The sequence below is a fragment of the Wenjunlia tyrosinilytica genome (assembly GCF_014646055.1).
Taxonomy (GTDB): domain Bacteria; phylum Actinomycetota; class Actinomycetes; order Streptomycetales; family Streptomycetaceae; genus Wenjunlia; species Wenjunlia tyrosinilytica.
Map to the genome: position 1 here is coordinate 118,631 of NZ_BMMS01000001.1, position 17,384 is coordinate 136,014.

The following is a 17,384-nucleotide window of genomic DNA, read 5'->3' on the forward strand; positions in this document are numbered from 1 at the left end:
CGCCCGGACCGCGCCTACCGCCCCAGCAGCCGCTCGCGCTCGTTGTCCCGCTCGCGCTCGAGCCGCTCCGCGTGCTCGGCCGCGGTGGCGCAGGTGTCGGTGAGGATCTCCAGCAGCGGGAGCGGGTCGGGCAGCGGGTGTTCGGGCCCGCGCAGCCAGCTCACCGTGCCCCCGGCCGGGTGCCGGGACGGCGGCAGCAGCACATAGCTCCCCCGGCAGTGCCAGCGCAGCCCCGGATGCTCCTCCAGCGTCTCCGGGTGGCAGTCCAGCTCGCACGGCCACCACTCGTCCTCGTCGGCAGGGGTGCCCCGGGTGGCGGTGAAGAACAGATAGCGGTCCGGGCCGCACAGGGCCACGGGACCGGCGTCGAGCCCCCGCTCCTCGAGCCTGCGCAGCGCGGCGGCACCGGCCTCGGCGGGGACGTCGAGCACGTCGTGGGAAGTGCCGGTGGCGGTGATGAAGTTGGCCTGGGGCTGGGTGCGCAGCCAGCGCCGTACCTGGTCCGGGTCGGTGGTGGCCTGGGTCTGCCAGGCGAACGAGACCGGGTGCATGCCCGGGGTGGGACAGCCGACACGGTCACAGGAACAGCCGAATCCCGAGGGATGCGCCGCCGGGGCCACGGGGAAGGATGAAGCGGCGGCTCGCAGGAGCAGGTCCTCGCGGCTCGCCGCGTCGTCACCGCCGTCCGTCCGCGGCCGACGCCGCAACCACTCGGACATCCTGCTCCTGCGCTCCATCGAGCCCCTCTCCTGGCACGCGCCGTGGTCCAGTCCACAGTACGGAGCCGCGGCAGCGTACGAGAGGGAAACCACGGATGGTTTCCCCATCCTCCTCCTCCCGGCCACGGCTGTCACAACGGGGGTGCCGCCGACGCGCCGCTCCGGGCTTTCGCCGCCTCCCCCTCGATTGCCCCGGACCGGTGTGGAGGACGCCGTGGCGGGGCACACATGAGGGGAGAACTTGCCGACCCCTTGTCGGCAAGCTGCCCCGGCGCACCGGAGGTACCCATGGAGCCCACCCCGTTCTCCACGGCCATCCGTACCGCCTCGCAGGGCAGCCATGCCGCGACCAACCACTCCCCGTTCATGAGCCATCTGCTCGACGGGCGCCTCGGGCTCGACGCCTTCACCCGGATGACCGAGCAGCTGTGGTTCGTGTACGAGGCGCTGGAGGGCAGTGCGCAGCGGCTGGAGGACGATCCGGTGGCGGGCCCCTTCCTGAAACCGGAGCTCATGCGCGCCGCGGAGCTCGCCAAGGATCTGGCCCATCTGTCGGGCCCCGGATGGCGGCGCCGACTGGAGCCGCTGCCCGTCACCGCGGTCTACGCCGCGCGCATCCGCGAGGTCGCGGAGGAATGGCCCGCGGGGTATGTCGCCCACCACTACACCCGCTATCTGGGTGACCTCTCCGGCGGGCAGATCATCCGTTCGATCGCCGAGCGCCGCTGGGGCCTGGACCACCGGGGCGACGGTGTGCGGTTCTACGTCTTCACGTCGATACCGAACCCGGCCGAGTTCAAGCGGGAGTACCGCGCCCTGCTGGACGGGCTGCCCGTGGACGAAGTGGAGAAGCAACGGGTGATCGAGGAGTGCCGCCGGGCGTTCGGCTTCAACCGCGGCATCCTGGAGGCGCTGGACGGGCAGTTCCCGCTCAGCGCGTGAACGAGGCGCTGGAGCACAATGGACCGCATGGGCTCCCAGGAATCCTCTTCCGCGCCTCGGTGCTGCGGCGACGACCCCACCGAGGCCGACACCCCGGCCGAGGGCTCACCCTCGGCGGCGGTGAAGGCTTGCGTCTGCGACCTGTGCGGCGAACCGACCGAGGACGGCGCCACCCTGTGTCCGGTCTGCCACTGGCAGCAGGCCCAGCGCTCCCAGTGCTCCGGCTGACCGGAGCATTGGGCTGGACCCGAGCACGGGGCTGGACCGGCCGGTGCGCCCGCACCGGCTAGCGCGCGCCGAGCTCCGCGGCGACCAACTCGGCGATCTGCACGGCGTTGAGCGCCGCTCCCTTGCGGAGGTTGTCGCCGGAGCAGAACAGCGCGAGGCCGTTCCCGCCGTCAACGGTCTCGTCGGCCCGGATACGGCCCACGAAGGTCGGGTCCTGACCGGCCGCCTGGAGCGGGGTCGGCACCTCGGACAGGCTCACACCCGGGGCACCGTCGAGCAGCTCACGGGCGCGCTCCGGGGTGATCGGACGGGCGAACCGGGCATTGAGCTGGAGCGAGTGGCCGGTGAAGACGGGCACGCGCACACAGGTGCCGGACACCTTCAGCCCGGGGATCCCGAGGATCTTGCGGCTCTCGTGGCGCAGCTTCTGCTCTTCATCGGTCTCGTAGGAGCCGTCGTCCACGATCGAGCCCGCCAGCGGCAGGACATTGAACGCGATGGGGCGCACGTACTTGTTCGGCGCGGGGAACTCCACCGCCGAGCCGTCGTGGGTCAGCTCCTTGGCCCGCTCGGCGACCTTGTTGACCTGCTCGTCGAGCTCCGCGACCCCCTCGAGCCCGCTGCCGGAGACCGCCTGGTAGGTGGAGGCGACCAGGGCGACCAGCTCCGCCTCGGCGTGCAGCGGCCGCAGGACCGGCATGGCGGCCATGGTGGTGCAGTTCGGGTTGGCGACGATGCCCTTGGGGCGGTCCGCCACGGCGTGCGGGTTGACCTCGGAGACCACGAGGGGCACCTCGGGGTCGCGCCGCCAGGCGGAGGAGTTGTCGATCACGACGGCCCCGGCCGCCGCCACGGTGGGCGCCAGCGCCTTGGAGGTGGAGCCGCCCGCCGAGAACAGCACGATGTCCAGGCCGCTGTAGTCGGCCGTGGCCGCGTCCTCGACCGTGATGTCACCGCCGCGCCACGGCAGCGTCCGCCCGGCGGAGCGGGCCGAGGCGAACAGGCGCAGCGTGTCCGCGGGGAACTGCCGCTCGTCCAAAATCTTCCGCATGACGCCGCCGACCTGGCCGGTGGCTCCTACAATGCCGATCCTCATGACGGCGACCCTACCCAGCGGCCCTGTCCCCACCCAAGCCGATATCGCCCATCGGACACCGGCTCCGGGCCGGCTCGCGTGCGCGGCGGCTGTCCACGACGGCGCGGCCCACGCAGGCCCCAGTCCACGCAGGCCCCAGTCCACGCAGGCCGCAGTCCACGCAGGCCCCGGTCCACGGCGGCGCAGCCCGCAGCGGCCCGGCCGGCTCAGCCCCTCCGCCGACCGCCCGGCACACGGGTGGCGGCCGGAGGTCCCCTCGGGGGCGGGGACCTCCGGCCTCGGGGGGGAGGGGGATGGGGATGGTCAGGAGAGCAGCTCGAACTCCGCGAGGGAGGCCGGGCCGCCGGTCAGTTCCAGGCGGTAGTGGGTGTAGCGCCCGGGGTGGCCGATCCCGAAGACACGGGTCTGCTGGTTCCAGGAGAAGGACTGGTCGGACCGGGTGTCCAGCACCTTCCACTTCTCACCGTCGTCCGAGCCCTTGAGCACCCAGCCCGACGGGGCCTTCGAGGCGTCCATGGAGGTGAGGGTGTACATGCGGGGTCGGGACTTGCCGTCCAGCTTCACCTGCGCCCACTCCACGGAGGTGGCCGTGGCCGAGGTGTTGTCCACCAGGGCCTTGGCGTCGCCCGCGCTGGAGGTGGTCTCGGTGTCCGCCGTGGTGACGTCGGCGAGCGGTGAGGGGACCTCGTCGCCCTTGGTGATCGAGGTGGGAGCGGAGTCCCGGCCGGTGCCCCAGTGGGAGGGCCGCGGTCCCATGGCGAACTCCAGCGTTCCGCCCCTGGCCAGCAGCGCGTGCGGCAGGGCCGTGGAGTTCCAGCGCCTGCCGTTGACCTCGAGCCCCTGGACGTAGACGTTGGACGCGCTGTTGCGCGCAGCCCTGACCACCAGGTCCCGGCCGTTCTCCAGGTGCACGGTGGCCTTCCTGAACAGCGGCGAGCCGACGGCGTACTCGGGGCTGCCCATCACCAGCGGGTAGAAGCCGAGGGAGCTGAAGACGTACCACGCGGACATCTCGCCGTTGTCCTCGTCGCCCGCGTAGCCCTGGCCGATCTCGCTGCCCGCGTACAGGCGGGAGACGGCCTCCCGCACCAGCGCCTGCGTCTTCGAGGGCTGCCCGGCCGCGTCGTACATGTAGGGGATGTGGTGGGAGGGCTGGTTGCTGTGCCCGTACATCCCCATCCGCACATCGCGGGCCTCGGTCATCTCGTGGATGATGCCGCCGTAGGAGCCGGCGAAGTCCGGGGACGCGGTCTCGGGCGTGGAGAAGAAGGTGTCGAGCTTCTTGGCGAGCTTGTCCTTGCCGCCGTAGAGGTTGGCCAGGCCCCGGCCGTCCTGGGGCGCGGTGAACGCCATGTTCCAGCCGTTGGTCTCGGTGTAGTCGTAGCCCCACACCCGCGGGTCGTACTTGTCGGCCGGCAGGCGCCATTTGCCGGAGGCGTCCTTGCCCTGGAAGAAGCCGATCGACGGGTCGTAGAGGTTGACGTAGTTGCGGGCCCGGCCGAGGAAGTAGTCCCCTTCCTCCTTGTACTGCCGCTTGCCGGTGCGCTGGTACAGCTTCTTCGCCATCTGCGCGATGCCGAAGTCGTTGAGGTAGCCCTCCAGCGCCCAGGACATGCCCTCGCGGGTGCCGGTGCCGGTGTAGCCGAGGAAGACCGAGGTCTCCATGCCCTTGCGGCCGACGCCGGAGTTGGGCGGGGCGACGGTGGCGTTCTTCAGCGCCGCGCGGTACGCCGCCTCCGCGTCGAAGTCGACGCCCTTGAGGTAGGAGTCGGCGAAGGCCACGTCGGAGCTGGTGCCGGTCATGAGGTCGGCGTAGCCGGGTGAGGACCAGCGGGACATCCAGCCGCCGTCCTTGAACTGCTGGACGAATCCGTCGACCATCTCACCGGCCCGCTTCGGGGTGAGGAAGGAGTAGGCGGGCCAGGTGGTGCGGTAGGTGTCCCAGAAGCCGTTGTTGACATAGACCTTGCCGTCGACGATCTTCGCGCCCGTACGGGTGGGGGTGTTCTCGCCGGTGGGGGCGGAGAACGGGCTGGCGTACCGGATGCCCTCGTCCGTCTTCTCGAAACCGGAGTTGGGGTAGAGGTAGAGGCGGTAGAGGTTGGAGTACAGGGTGGTCAGCTGGTCGCGGGTCGCCCCCTCGACCTCGATCCTGCCGAGGATGCCGTCCCAGGCGTCGCGGGCGCGGGCCTCGACCGAGGAGAACGACGCCGACTGCGGGATCTCCTGCTCGAGGTTGGCCTTGGCCTGGTCGGTGCCGATGAGGGAGGTCGCGATCCTCAGGTGAACGGTGCGGTCGGCGCCGGTCCTGAAGCGGAAGAAGCCGGTGACGTTGTCTCCCCCGCCGCCCTTGAGCTTGCCGCTGTCGGTCACCGGCGCGTCGAAGACGCCGTGGACGAACAGGCGCGTGGCCCCGGTGGACAGGCCGCTTTTCACATCGGAGTAGCCGGTGAACGTGCCGTGCTCGGCGTCGAGGGTCAGGCCGCCCTTGTCGTTGACGTTGTCGAAGATGACGCTCGCGTCGTCGCCGGGGAAGGTGAACCGCATCATGGCGGCATGGTCGGCGGGGGCGATCTCCGTCCTGAGCCCGTTCTCGAAGGTCACCCCGTAGTAGTGGGGCTTGGCCGTCTCGTTCTCGTGGCGGAACGGCAGGGCGCGGGCCTTGCGTGAGGCGTCGGGGGTGCCGGCGGCGGAGGAGGGCATGACCTGGAAGGTCTGCCGGTCGCCCATCCACGGGCTGGGCTCATGGCTGGCGGTGAACGCCTGGAGGGTCGGCAGGTTCTTGTCGTTGTTGGCCCGTGCGTAGTCGTAGAGCCAGCTGGTGGAGGCCGAGTTGGTCATCGGGCTCCAGAAGTTGAAGCCGTTCGGGACCGCCGTGGCCGGGAAGTTGTTGCCCCTGGAGAAGTTGCCGGTGGAGTTGGTGCCGCGGACAGTGGAGGCGTAGTCGGACAGGTGCGCCGACGGCTTCTCCTGCGGCGCCGGTCCGATGTCGATGTCGTCCACCCAGCCGCGGAATTTCGCCGGGCCCTTGGGCGCGTCGTAGGCGACCAGGACCCGGTCGACGGTCCGGCCCGCGGCGACGGCGCCGATCGCCGACTCCTTGTGGTTCCACTGGTTCACGTAGAGCGTCTTGGAGGCGCCCTGCCCCTGTGGTGACAGGCGTGCGCCCTGCTGGTCGACCGCGCGCAGATCACTGAGGTACGTGCCGTCGGTGAAGGCGAGGTCGAGCGAGGTGTACGTCGCCGGGTACTTCAGGTCCGTCTCGGGCATCTGAGGGAAGATCATGTAGGACAGCCGCGTGCGCGCGGTGACCTTCACATCCACGTCGAAGACCTTGTTGTACGAGTAGGCGCGGCCGTCGGGCTTGTGGGTGCCCGCGTACTGCAGCGCGTGAAGACCCGTGAAGCCCGCGTTGGACTTCGCCGTGGGCGAGCCGGACGGGCCGCGGTGGACGAAGCTGCGCATGTCGGAGGGGGCGGGCGGCGCGGTGTTGCCGTCGGAGAACTGCACCTCGGCGAGTTGCAGGATGCCGTCCCCGGCGTTGCGGGTGATCTCCAGCCGGTAGTGCTGGTAGGCGGTGGAGTTGTCGAAGGAGTACTCCTTCGTCTGGAACCGCTCCTCGAAGCTCTGGCCCTCGCGGGTGTCGAGCGTCGTCCAGTCCTTGCCGTCCTTGGAGCCCTGGAGCTTCCAGTCCCTGGGGTCCCGCCCTGGTTCGTCGTTGGCGGAGGACAGGGCGTACCGGACGACGGCGACGGGGTCCTCGAGGTCGAACTCGACCCAGCCGGTGTTCTCGAAGACCAGCCATTTGGAGGAGACCTCGCCGTCGACGAGGTTCTCCTTCACCTCGCCCGACGCCTCGTACTCGCCGTTGGCCCTGACGTCGGTGACCTTGTCGGTGACATTGCCGGGGATACCCGTGGTGACCGTGCCGTCTATGCCCGACGCCCTCTTGGCGCCCGCCGCGTCGGTCTCGACGGTGTTGCGCCATGCGGGCTGCGGGTCGCCGGGCTCGAACGAGGAGGAGAACCGCCCCGCTGCCGGAGCGGGCTCGTGGGGAGCGGCGGCAGCGGCCCCCTGTGCGGTCGCGACCAGCACAACGGCCGCCACGAGGGCGGCCGCTCGTCCGTGTCCGCGCCTTCGTCTGCGCTGCATTCCGAGCCTCTCCTGTTCGTGGGGTACGGGAGTTGCTGTGCTGAAGGTGGCTTGCCGGACGGTGATCGCGACAACGTTGTCAGCCCAAATCCGAGAACGGCAGGGCCAGTGCGCGAAAACAAGTACGACCCAGCGGGGCTGGTGGTGTCAAGGGGGCTGCTGGCTCGGCGTCACATACCATCCGTGCGGCTCCGGTTGCGGCTGCCCCGTGGCACGCCACGCCGGCGGCACGGCAACGGCACCGCCCCGCACCTCACACGCTTCGTACGACCGGGTGCTCCTGACATCGCATCAGCGACCGGGCCGGACGGAGCTGTTCCGCTCCTCGGGTCCGCCGCGGTACAGTGCGCGCGGCTTGCACGACCCGGTGATCGCGGCCCCTCCTGGAAGGTGGGTCCGCAGTGCCCTTCCGTCCCTTGTCCTCCCTACTCGCCGCGGTGGTGACCGGCGCGCTGGTCACCACGGCCGCTCCGGCGCTCGCCGCGCCCCGTCACGACGACGGACTCGTCGACGACCCGACCGCCTATGTCGATCCGCTGATCGGCACGAAGAACGGCGGCAATGCCTTCCCCGGTGCCGTCCTGCCGTTCGGCATGGCCTCGTGGAGCCCGGAGAACACCCGCGGGGACGCCACCCGCACCGCCGCCCCCGGCGGCTACCAGTACGACGCCACCCGCATCCGCGGCTTCAGCCTCACCCATATGTCGGGCACGGGCTGCGCGGGAGGCTCCGGCGACATCCCGTTCTTCCCCCACGTCGGCGACGTCACCTCCTCCCCCGCCTCCGACACCAAGGACGCGGTCTACGCCTCCGACTTCAGCCACGACGACGAGACCGCCGAGCCCGGCCACTACAAGGTGGCCCTCAAGTCCGGCGCGAGCGCGGACCTGACGGCGACGACCCGGACGGGCGCGGCCAGATTCACCTATCCCCAGGACAAGCCGGCCTCCCTGCTGATCCGCACCGCCAACTCCGAGGTCGGCAGCACCGACGCGGACATCGACATCGACCCGGCCACCCGGACCGTCTCCGGCTCGGTCACCAGCGGCAACTTCTGCGGCTACCTCGACCCCGAGGGACGGCGCAGCTACTACACACTGCACTTCACAGCCGTCTTCGACCGCGACTTCACCGCCACCGGCACCTGGCAGGACGGGGACCTGCGCCCCGGGACCACGAGCGCCAAGGGCGGCACCGGCGGCTTCGACAACGGCGGCCGACCGGTGGCGGGCAAGGGCTCCGGCGGCTATGTGCGGTTCGCGCCCGGCAAGGAGCCGGTGAACGTCCGGGTCGGCATCTCCTATGTCAGCCGGGCCGCCGCGAAGGCCAATCTGGAGGCCGAGAACCCCGGCCGCCGCGGCTTCGACCGGCTCGTGCGCGCCGCCCACGGCGCCTGGCGCGACCAGCTCGCCGCGATCAGGGTGGGCGGTGGCACCGACGCCCAGCGCACCACGTTCTACTCCGCGCTCTACCACAGCCTGCTGCACCCCAATGTGATCAGCGACGCGGACGGCCGCTACTCGGGCAGCGACGGCAAGGTCCACCGGGTCTCCAAGGGCCACCGCGCGCAGTACGGCACCTTCTCCGGCTGGGACGTCTACCGCTCGCAGGTGCAGCTCCTCACTCTTCTGAGGCCGCGCACCGGTTCCGACATCGCGCAGTCGCTGCTGAACCTCGCCCAGCAGAACGGCGGCATCTGGGACCGCTGGATCCACAACGCGGGCGGCACCCACGTGATGAACGGCGACCCCTCGGCCCCCGCTCTCGCCGGCATCCATGCCTTCGGCGGGCGGGACTTCGACCTCGACGCGGCCCTGGACTCGCTGGTGAAGGCCGCGACCAGGCCCACGGCGAAGGACCTGAGCCCCGCGGGCAAGCCGATCATGTCGGTCGGGCAGCGGCCCTCCCTCGACAAGTACCTCAAGCTGCACTACATGCCGTCGGTGTCCAACGCGTGGGCGGGCGCGGCCGAGACGCTGGAGATGTCGGGCGCCGACTACGCGCTCTCCCGGCTGGCCGCGGCCGCCGGGCGCCCGAGGACCGCCGAGGAGTTCGGAAAGCGCGCGCAGTGGTGGCAGAACAACTTCAATGTCGAGGCCGACAAGGGGGGCGGCTACATCGCCAACCGCAAGGCCGACGGCAGCTGGGTCACCGGCTTCACCCCGGCCACGGGCAATGGGTTCGTGGAGGGCACCAGCGCCCAGTACACCTGGATGGTCCAGCACAACCCCGCCGGCCTGTTCGCCGCGATGGGCGGCCGGGACAAGGCGCTGGCCCGCCTGGACTCGTTCTTCCACAAGGCCGACGGGAGCTGGGCGCTGACCGGCTCGGGAGGGGACAAGTCCGAGCTGGACAACGAGCCGTCGGTCAATGTCCCCTACCTGTACGACTACGCGGGACGCCCCGACAAGGCCCAGGAGACGGTCCGCGCGGCGATGAAGCAGCTGTGGACCACCGCCCCCGGCGGCATCCCCGGCAATGACGACCTCGGTGAGATGTCGTCGTGGTACGTCTTCTCGGCCCTCGGTATGTATCCGCAGGTGCCCTCGCGCGCCGAACTGGTCCTGGCCTCGCCGCTCTTCCCGCGGGTGCACATCGAACGGGGCTCGCGGGACATCACCGTCTCGGCTCCCGCGGCCGCCGAGGACGCTCCCTTCGTGCATGGCCTGCGGGTCAATGGGCGCACCAGCGCCAAGCCCTGGCTGCCGGGCTCGTTCCTCGAGCACGGCGGCAGGCTCGACTACACCCTCGGCACCACCCGCGATCCCGACTGGGGCGGCTCCGCCGCCGACGCCCCGCCGTCCTTCCGCGACGGCGAGCAGCCGTACCAGATCGGCGTGGGCCCGACCACGGCCACGCTGGCGCCCGGCGAGAGCACGAAGGTGAAGGTCTCCACGGTCTCGTTGAACGGGAGCACCGGGCCCCAGCTCCGCTTCGAGGTCCGCGCCCCGGACGGGGTCACCGCCTCCCCGGCGTCGGGAACGGTGCGGGACGGCACGGCGGAGATCACGCTGTCCACGACGGCGGAGACCAAGCAGGGCTTCAGCGACGCCGTGGTCACGGTGACGACCGAGGGCCAGACGGTCCGGCAGCCGGTGGCCCTCACCGTCGCCGAGCCCGGCACCCTGCTGGCGGCTTTCAACAACGCGGGCGCCTCCCAGGACTCGGGCGACCACGACGACGCCGACTTCGACGGCGGGGGCTGGAGCTACTCGCGCCAGGCGCTCGCCGCCGAGGGGCTGACCCCGGGCGCCGCCAGGACCGTCGAGGGGCTGGAGTTCACCTGGCCGGACTCCCCGGCCGGGCGCCCCGACAACGCGGTGGCCTCCGGGCAGACCCTGGACCTGCCCCCGGTCACATCCCTGTCGTTCATCGGCAGCGCCAGCAACGGCGACAGCTCCAGGACGGCCAAGGTCACCTACACCGACGGAAGCACGGGCACCGCGGACCTGTCGTTCACCGACTGGACGATCGGCGGCGGGGGCGGCACCATCCAGTACGGAAACCTGGTCGTCGCCAAGACTCCGTACCGCAACGTCATCGGCAGTGACAAGGACCCCGTGGGCACCTATGTCTTCGCCACCAAGCCCTTCCACGCCCCCGAGGGCAGGAAGATCGCGAGCGTGACACTGCCGGACGACGAACAACTGCACGTTTTTGCGGTCGCCACGGGGAGTTCGGGCTGATTTTCCGCAGGAATCCATGGCGTGCTCTGTGCATTTCCTAGGATCCGGGGGGACAGTCTGCGCACAGGTGTCCCACCCGGACCTTAGGAGCCCTCATTGCGCACACACGCCGTGCCGGAACGGACCGCCACACCCCGGCGGTATCTGATGTGCCCGCCGACCTACTTCGAGGTCACCTACTCCATCAATCCCTGGATGGATCCGACCAAGCCCGTCGACCGGGAGCTGGCCCTCGCCCAGTGGGAGGACCTGCGCGACCGGTACCTCTCGCTCGGCCACACGGTCGAGGTGCTGGACCCGGTCCCGGGCCTGCCGGACATGGTCTTCGCGGCCAATGGCGCGACGGTCGTGGACGGCAGGGTCCTGGGCGCGCGGTTCGCCAACCCGCAGCGGCGGGACGAGGCGACGGCGCATCTGGAGTGGTTCCGGGCCCAGGGATACAGGGACGTGCACGAGCCGGAGCACGTGAACGAGGGTGAGGGCGACTTCGCCGTCACCAGCTCCTGGCTGCTCGCGGGGAAAGGTTTCCGCAGCAGTCCCTTCGCGCACGCCGAACTCCAGGAGTTCTTCGGCCGCCCGGTCATCAGCCTGGAACTGGTCGACCCGCGCTACTACCACCTCGACACCGCCCTGGCCGTCCTGGACGGCGACGAGGTCGTGTACAACCCGTCGGCGTTCTCGGCCGGGAGCCGGGCGGTGCTGCGGCGGCTGTTCCCGAACGCGGTGCTGGCCACCGACGAGGACGCCACCGCCTTCGGGCTCAACGCGGTGTGCGACGGCCGCCATGTCCTGCTGCCGCAGGGGGCGCAGGCACTGGCGGCCCGGCTGAGGGCACACGGCTACGAGCCGATCGGCGTCGACACCTCCGAGCTGATCAAGGCGGGCGGCAGCGTGAAGTGCTGCACGCAGGAACTGCGTGAACGGGGTGAGGAGATCGCTGTCGCGGCCTGACCCGACCCGAGCAGGAGACCGCGCCCGCCCCGGGCTGCCGTTCGGGGCGGCCACGGTTGTCCCTGCCCCTGTCCCTGCCGCCCACGCGTCGCGCCGGCAGCGGCGGCAGGCTCGCCCGAGCGATCCCGAACGCGCGCGAAACGGCTCCGCTGTCGTACGCTGCGCATCGTTAGTGCGGGCGGGCCTCAACTGCATCGGGCCCCCCGTTATGTGAACCAGGGAACAACTGAACCATCAAGTTAGGTAAATCGCAGCGGACACACTGGTCAGTGTCCTAGCGTTCGATGGTGGAATGGCGAGCCGACACTCTGGGGGAGTGACAGCTGCGCCAGATGTTCCGGCTGAGCCAGCAGGGGGGTCCATGCGGCTGTTCGGAATCGCGGGTTCGAGTGTGCTCGATCCCGCGATGGCACGGAAGAGAACATTCCTCAAACAGGAGGAGAAGGCCGGGTGGTATCTCCCGACCGCCTTGCTCGTCGACGCGCTGGGAGTCGCCCTGCCGGTCGGTGCCGTCTTCGACGCCACCGACCAGCCGCGCCCGGGGTGGTGCGCGGTGGCCGCGGCGGCCGCCTGGCTGTCGATAGCGGCCTCGAGGAACCGGTACAGCCGCAGGCAGCTCGCCGAGAGCGGCTCGGTGATCGCCGTCGCCCGTGACTGGGTGACGCTGATCGGTGTGCTCGCGGTGCTCCACGTGGTCGCCGGTGACAGCACCTCGGCGGCGGCCGCGCTCGTCGCGCTCCTGCCCTGCGTGCTGGTGACCGTTGTCCGCAGGAAGGCCATGCACCGGCATCTGCTGGCCACCCGCCGTGAGGCGCAGGCGGTCCGCCGGGTGCTGGTGGTGGGTGAGACGACGGCGGCCGACCACATCGTCGGGCACCTCGCCCGCCGCACCGACCACGAGTTCGTGGCCGTGGGCATCTGCGCCATAGGAGAGGGTGCCTCCGCGTCCGGCCTTCCCGTGTACACCCGGCTGGGCGGTGCGGGGGCCCGCCCCGGCCCGGACGACGCGGCGGCCGTGCTGGAGAGCGCCGACACCCTCGGCGCGGATCTGATCTTCGTCGCGCCGGGACAGCACATGGCGGGTGAGCGGCTGCGCCGGCTCTCCTGGGCGCTCCACGACAACGGGCGGCCGCTCGCCGTGCTCCCCGGTCTGACCGACGTCTCACGGCGCCGGGTCCGGCTGGCCTCGGCGGCCGGACTGACCCTCATGCATGTCGCGCCGCCCATCCGGCGCGGCCTGCCGTCGGTGCTGAAGACGGTGACCGACCGGGTGGGCGCGCTGGCCCTCATCGTGGGCTTCTCCCCGCTGTTCACCCTTGTCGCGCTGGCGGTCCGCCTGGACTCAAAAGGCCCCGCGTTCCATCAGCAGATACGTATCGGCAAGGTCGGCAGGCCTTTCCGGATGTGGAAGTTCCGCACGATGATCGACGGCGCCGAACGGCTTCGGGGGGAGCTGGAGTCGGCGAACGAGAACGACGGCCATATGTTCAAGATGCGCAAGGACCCCCGGGTGACCCGGGTCGGACGCTTCCTGCGCCGCTACTCCCTCGACGAGCTGCCGCAGCTGTTCAACGTCCTGGCCGGGCACATGTCCCTGGTCGGACCGAGGCCGCCGCTGCCCGAGGAGGTGGCCCGCTACGACGAGGTCGAGATGCGCAGGCTCAGCGTCAGGCCGGGCCTGACCGGTCTGTGGCAGGTCAGCGGACGGTCCGACCTCTCGTGGGACGAGACCGTCGCGCTGGACCTCAGCTACGTGGACAACTGGTCCCTCGCCAGGGACGTCGACGTCATGGCCCGCACCCTGCGGGCGGTGGTCGACGGCCGCGGCGCCTACTAGGGCGGCGCTCAGGCGTGGGCCGGTGCGGACTGCCACGAGCGGTAGGTGGCCGCGATCCCCTCGGCCAGCGGGATCCGCGGCGCCCACCCGAGGGCGCGCATCCGGCCGATGTCGAGCAGCTTGCGGGGGGTGCCGTCCGGACGGCTGCGGTCCCAGACCAGCTTGCCCTCGTAGCCGACGGCCTCGGCCACGGTCTCGGCGAGCTCGCGGATCGTCAGGTCCTCGCCGCAGCCGACGTTGACCACGTCGTCCCCGTCGTAGCGGCGCAGCAGTGTCTCGCAGGCCGCCGCGAGGTCGTCCACGTGCAGGAACTCCCGGCGCGGGGTGCCGGTGCCCCAGAGCTCGACCTCGGCGCGCTCCTCCTGCCTGGCCTCGTGGAAGCGGCGGATGAGGGCGGGCAGGACATGGGAGGTCTCGAGGTCGAAGTTGTCGCCGGGGCCGTAGAGGTTGGTCGGCATGGCGGCGATGTAGGAGGCGCCGAACTGCTTGCGGTAGGACTGGATCTGCACGATCCCGGCGATCTTGGCGATGGCGTAGGCCTCGTTGGTCGGCTCCAGCGGGCCGGTCAGCAGCGCGTCCTCGGTGATCGGCTGGGGTGCGAACTTGGGGTAGATGCAGCTCGATCCCAGGAAGAGCAGGCGGCGCACTCCGGCGGCGTGGGCGCCGGAGACGACGCCGAGCTGGATGAGCAGGTTGTCCTCGAGGAACTCCACGGGGCGGGTGCTGTTCGCCATGATCCCGCCGACCTTGGCGGCGGCGAGCACGACCGCGTCGGGTCGGGCCTCACGCAGGTAGGCGGCGGTGGAGGCGGCGTCCCGCAGGTCGAGTTCGGCCCGGGTGCGGGTGAGGACCTCGTAGCCACGGGCGGCGAGGCGGCGGGCGACCGCGGATCCCACGAGACCGCGGTGGCCCGCGACGAAGACCCGGGCGGGGGGCGGCAGCAAGTCATCCATGGGATGGATTCTGCCAGTGACTCGGGGCGGCTCCACCGGATCGAGGGAAATTCCGGACATGGGCCCACTGCTCGACTCCGGTGATCCGGAACAGGTACGGTCCCCGCTCGGGGGCACATTACGAACGGGGACTGCCTTGAGGGGGGCACAGAAATGAACAAGACCGCCGTCATAACTGGCATAACCGGTCAGGATGGCTCGTACCTTGCCGAGCTCCTGCTCGACAAGGGCTACACGGTGCACGGTCTGATCAGGCGCTCGTCGAGCTTCAACACCGAGCGGATCGACCACATCTACCAGGACCCGCAGACACCGGACCGCCGCCTGGTACTGCACCACGCCGACCTGTCCGACGGTGTCGCGCTGGTCAACCTGCTGCGGGACATACAGCCCGACGAGGTCTACAACCTGGGCGCCCAGTCCCATGTCCGGGTCTCCTTCGACGCCCCCCTGTACACCGGTGACGTGACCGGGCTCGGCGCGGCGCGGCTGCTGGAGGCGATCCGGGCGAGCGGGGTGCGGACCCGGCTGTACCAGGCCTCGTCATCGGAGATGTTCGGCTCGACGCCCCCGCCGCAGAACGAGCGCACCTCGTTCCACCCGCGCAGCCCCTACGGCTGCGCCAAGGTCTTCGCGTACTGGTCGACGGTGAACTACCGCGAGGCGTACGGCCTCTTCGCCGTCAACGGGATCCTGTTCAACCACGAGAGCCCGCGCCGCGGTGAGACCTTCGTCACCCGCAAGATCACCCGCGCCGTCGCCCGTATCCACGCGGGGCTCCAGGAACGGCTCTACATGGGCAATCTGGACGCCGTGCGCGACTGGGGCTACGCACCGGAGTACGTCGAGGCGATGTGGCGGATGCTCCAGCGCGACGTACCGGACGACTACGTGGTGGCGACCGGTGTGCCCGCCACGGTCAAGGACTTCCTGGGCGCGGCCTTCGGCTCCGTCGGCCTGGAGTGGGAGCGGTATGTACGCTTCGACCCCAAGTACGAGCGCCCCTCCGAGGTCGACGCGCTGATCGGTGACGCCTCCAAGGCCCGCGACCTGCTGGACTGGACCCCGAAGGTGCAGTTCGACGAGCTCGCGCGGATCATGGTCGAAGCCGATGTGCGGCAGCTCGAGGACGAGATGTCGGGGCAGACGGTCCGGGTCGACCGATGACGGCGGACCCTCGGGAGCGCAGCCTGCGGGGGTTCACCGGAGCGGGGTACGACAAGGGCCGGGGCATCGCCGTCCAGGCGGCCTGGTTCGCCGCGCTGAACCTGCTCTTCGTCAAGTGGTGGTTCCCCGCGCGCTGGCGGCCGGCCCTCCTGCGCGCGTTCGGCGCCGCCGTCGGGCAGCGGGTGCTGATACGGCACCGGGTGCGTGTGCAGTGGCCGTGGAAGCTGGAGGTGGGGGACGACGTGTGGATCGGCGAGGACTCCTGGCTGATCAACCTCGAGCCCATCACCATCGGCAGCGACGTCTGCGTCTCCCAGGGCGCGATGCTGTGCACCGGCAGCCACCAGCGGCGCTCGCCCACCTTCGAGTTCGACAACGGGCCGATCCGGCTGGAGCCCGGCTCCTGGGTCGCCGCCCGCGCGGTCGTGCTGCGCGGGGTGACGGTCGGCGAGGGCGCGGTCGTCGGAGCCGGGGCGGTCGCCCACCAGGACGTCAAGGCGGGCGCGGTGCTGACCACCGGGGGCACCTCGTGAGGGTCGCTCATGTCGTCACGCTGGTCAGCGACGACGGCGCCTACGGCGGGCCGGTCAGCGTGGCCACCGGGCAGCTCGGCGAACTGGCCGCCCGAGGCCACGAGGTGGAGCTGCTGTCGCTGTGGCGGGGCGCCGCCCCGGCGCCGGACCAGGTGGACGGGGTCCCGCTGCGCGCCCGCCGGGCCCGCACCCTCATTCCGGGCCAGGGCTTCCTCGGCCTGTTCCACCCCGGCCTCGCGCTCGACCTGTGGCGGCGCACCGGCCGGGCCGACGCCGTCCATGTCCACGCCGGACGCGACCTGGTCTCGCTGGCCGCGCTCGCGGTGGCCGTGCTGCGGCGCCGCCCGTTCGTCGTCCAGACCCATGGCATGGTCCAGCCCCGGCGCTCGCCGGTGGCCAGGGTCTTCGACCGCCTGTATGTGCCGCTGCTGCGCAGGGCGCGGGCCGCGCTGGTCCTCACCGACGAGGAGGAGGCGGGTCTGCGCGAGGTGTTCGGGGACAAGGCGCCCCCCTTGGTGCGGCTGCCCAACGGGGTGCGGGTCGTGGAGCGCACACGGGAGGCGGCCGGCCTCGATGTGCTGTACCTGGCCCGCCTCCAGGAGCGCAAGCGCCCTGAGGCCTTCGTCGAGATGGCCGCCCTGGTCCGCGAAGAGGTGCCGGACGCCTCGTTCACCCTCCACGGCTCGGACGAGGGCTCACTGCCCGCCGTCCTGCGCCTGATCGAGGAACGGGGCGTGGGCGGGACCGTGGTCTACGGCGGCGCCCTGGACCACACCGCGGCCGTCGCGCGGACCGCCGCCGCCGACGTCTATGTCCTGCCGAGCGTCAATGAGCCCTTCCCCATGAGCGTGCTGGAGGCCCTGGCGGTCGGCACGCCGGTGGTGTGCACGAGCAGCTGCGGCATCGCCGCCGAACTCGACCACCGCGGCGCCGCCCTGGTCACCGACGGCACCCCCCGCGCCCTCGCGGACGCCGTCCGCACCCTCCTCACCGACGACAAACTGCGCCGCTCCCTGACGGAGGCGGGCCACCGAGCGGTGAAGGAAGCCTTCTCGGTGCAGGCGGTGGCGGACCGCCTGGAGAACCTGTACACACCCGCCGACGCCGACCGCTGATCAGA

General features: G+C 71.0%; 12 protein-coding genes. 8 read left to right on the top strand and 4 right to left on the bottom strand.

Annotated elements, in window-relative coordinates; translation table 11 throughout:
- Positions 1 to 14 precede the first annotated feature (14 nt).
- On the bottom strand, positions 15 to 737 hold the full coding sequence (locus IEY86_RS00535; RefSeq protein ID WP_189129425.1) for a bifunctional DNA primase/polymerase: 723 nt from the start codon (positions 735 to 737) through the stop codon (positions 15 to 17).
- 270 nt (positions 738 to 1,007) lie between these two features.
- Here IEY86_RS00535 and IEY86_RS00540 point away from each other — a divergent pair, with 270 nt between their 5' ends.
- On the top strand, positions 1,008 to 1,661 hold the full coding sequence (locus IEY86_RS00540; protein WP_189129426.1) for a biliverdin-producing heme oxygenase: 654 nt from the start codon (positions 1,008 to 1,010) through the stop codon (positions 1,659 to 1,661).
- 27 nt (positions 1,662 to 1,688) lie between these two features.
- On the top strand, positions 1,689 to 1,889 hold the full coding sequence (locus IEY86_RS00545; RefSeq protein WP_189129761.1) for a hypothetical protein: 201 nt from the start codon (positions 1,689 to 1,691) through the stop codon (positions 1,887 to 1,889).
- 58 nt (positions 1,890 to 1,947) lie between these two features.
- On the opposite strand, the gene IEY86_RS00550 is transcribed toward IEY86_RS00545, so the two are convergent.
- Complete coding sequence (locus tag IEY86_RS00550; RefSeq protein ID WP_189129427.1) at positions 1,948 to 2,985, bottom strand: aspartate-semialdehyde dehydrogenase; 1,038 nt, start codon at positions 2,983 to 2,985, stop codon at positions 1,948 to 1,950.
- Between the two features lie 303 nt (positions 2,986 to 3,288).
- Positions 3,289 to 7,137: a GH92 family glycosyl hydrolase gene (locus IEY86_RS00555; RefSeq protein ID WP_189129428.1), complete on the bottom strand. Its 3,849-nt coding sequence runs from the start codon at positions 7,135 to 7,137 to the stop codon at positions 3,289 to 3,291.
- Between the two features lie 401 nt (positions 7,138 to 7,538).
- Here IEY86_RS00555 and IEY86_RS00560 point away from each other — a divergent pair, with 401 nt between their 5' ends.
- From IEY86_RS00560 to IEY86_RS00570, 3 genes are all read left to right on the top strand, one after another.
- Positions 7,539 to 10,823, top strand: coding sequence for a GH92 family glycosyl hydrolase (locus IEY86_RS00560; protein ID WP_189129429.1), 3,285 nt, complete (start codon positions 7,539 to 7,541; stop codon positions 10,821 to 10,823).
- 96 nt (positions 10,824 to 10,919) lie between these two features.
- Positions 10,920 to 11,774: a dimethylargininase gene (ddaH, locus tag IEY86_RS00565; RefSeq protein WP_373286928.1), complete on the top strand. Its 855-nt coding sequence runs from the start codon at positions 10,920 to 10,922 to the stop codon at positions 11,772 to 11,774.
- A 406-nt stretch (positions 11,775 to 12,180) separates the two neighbouring features.
- Positions 12,181 to 13,611, top strand: coding sequence for a sugar transferase (locus IEY86_RS00570; RefSeq protein ID WP_189129430.1), 1,431 nt, complete (start codon positions 12,181 to 12,183; stop codon positions 13,609 to 13,611).
- 8 nt (positions 13,612 to 13,619) lie between these two features.
- On the opposite strand, the gene IEY86_RS00575 is transcribed toward IEY86_RS00570, so the two are convergent.
- On the bottom strand, positions 13,620 to 14,564 hold the full coding sequence (locus tag IEY86_RS00575; RefSeq protein ID WP_189129431.1) for a GDP-L-fucose synthase family protein: 945 nt from the start codon (positions 14,562 to 14,564) through the stop codon (positions 13,620 to 13,622).
- Positions 14,565 to 14,717: 153 nt separating this feature from the next.
- Between IEY86_RS00575 and gmd the strand changes: the two genes are divergently transcribed.
- Genes gmd through IEY86_RS00590 form a run of 3 tightly spaced genes read left to right on the top strand, consistent with a single transcriptional unit; the run spans position 14,718 to position 17,379 of the window.
- Complete coding sequence (gmd, locus tag IEY86_RS00580; protein WP_189129432.1) at positions 14,718 to 15,731, top strand: GDP-mannose 4,6-dehydratase; 1,014 nt, start codon at positions 14,718 to 14,720, stop codon at positions 15,729 to 15,731.
- Positions 15,728 to 16,264, top strand: a complete 537-nt coding sequence (locus IEY86_RS00585) for a DapH/DapD/GlmU-related protein (RefSeq protein WP_189129433.1) — start codon at positions 15,728 to 15,730, stop codon at positions 16,262 to 16,264. The genes gmd and IEY86_RS00585 overlap by 4 nt, the downstream gene beginning before the upstream one ends.
- On the top strand, positions 16,261 to 17,379 hold the full coding sequence (locus tag IEY86_RS00590) for a glycosyltransferase (protein ID WP_189129434.1): 1,119 nt from the start codon (positions 16,261 to 16,263) through the stop codon (positions 17,377 to 17,379). Before IEY86_RS00585 ends, IEY86_RS00590 begins: the two co-directional genes overlap by 4 nt.
- Positions 17,380 to 17,384 lie beyond the last annotated feature (5 nt).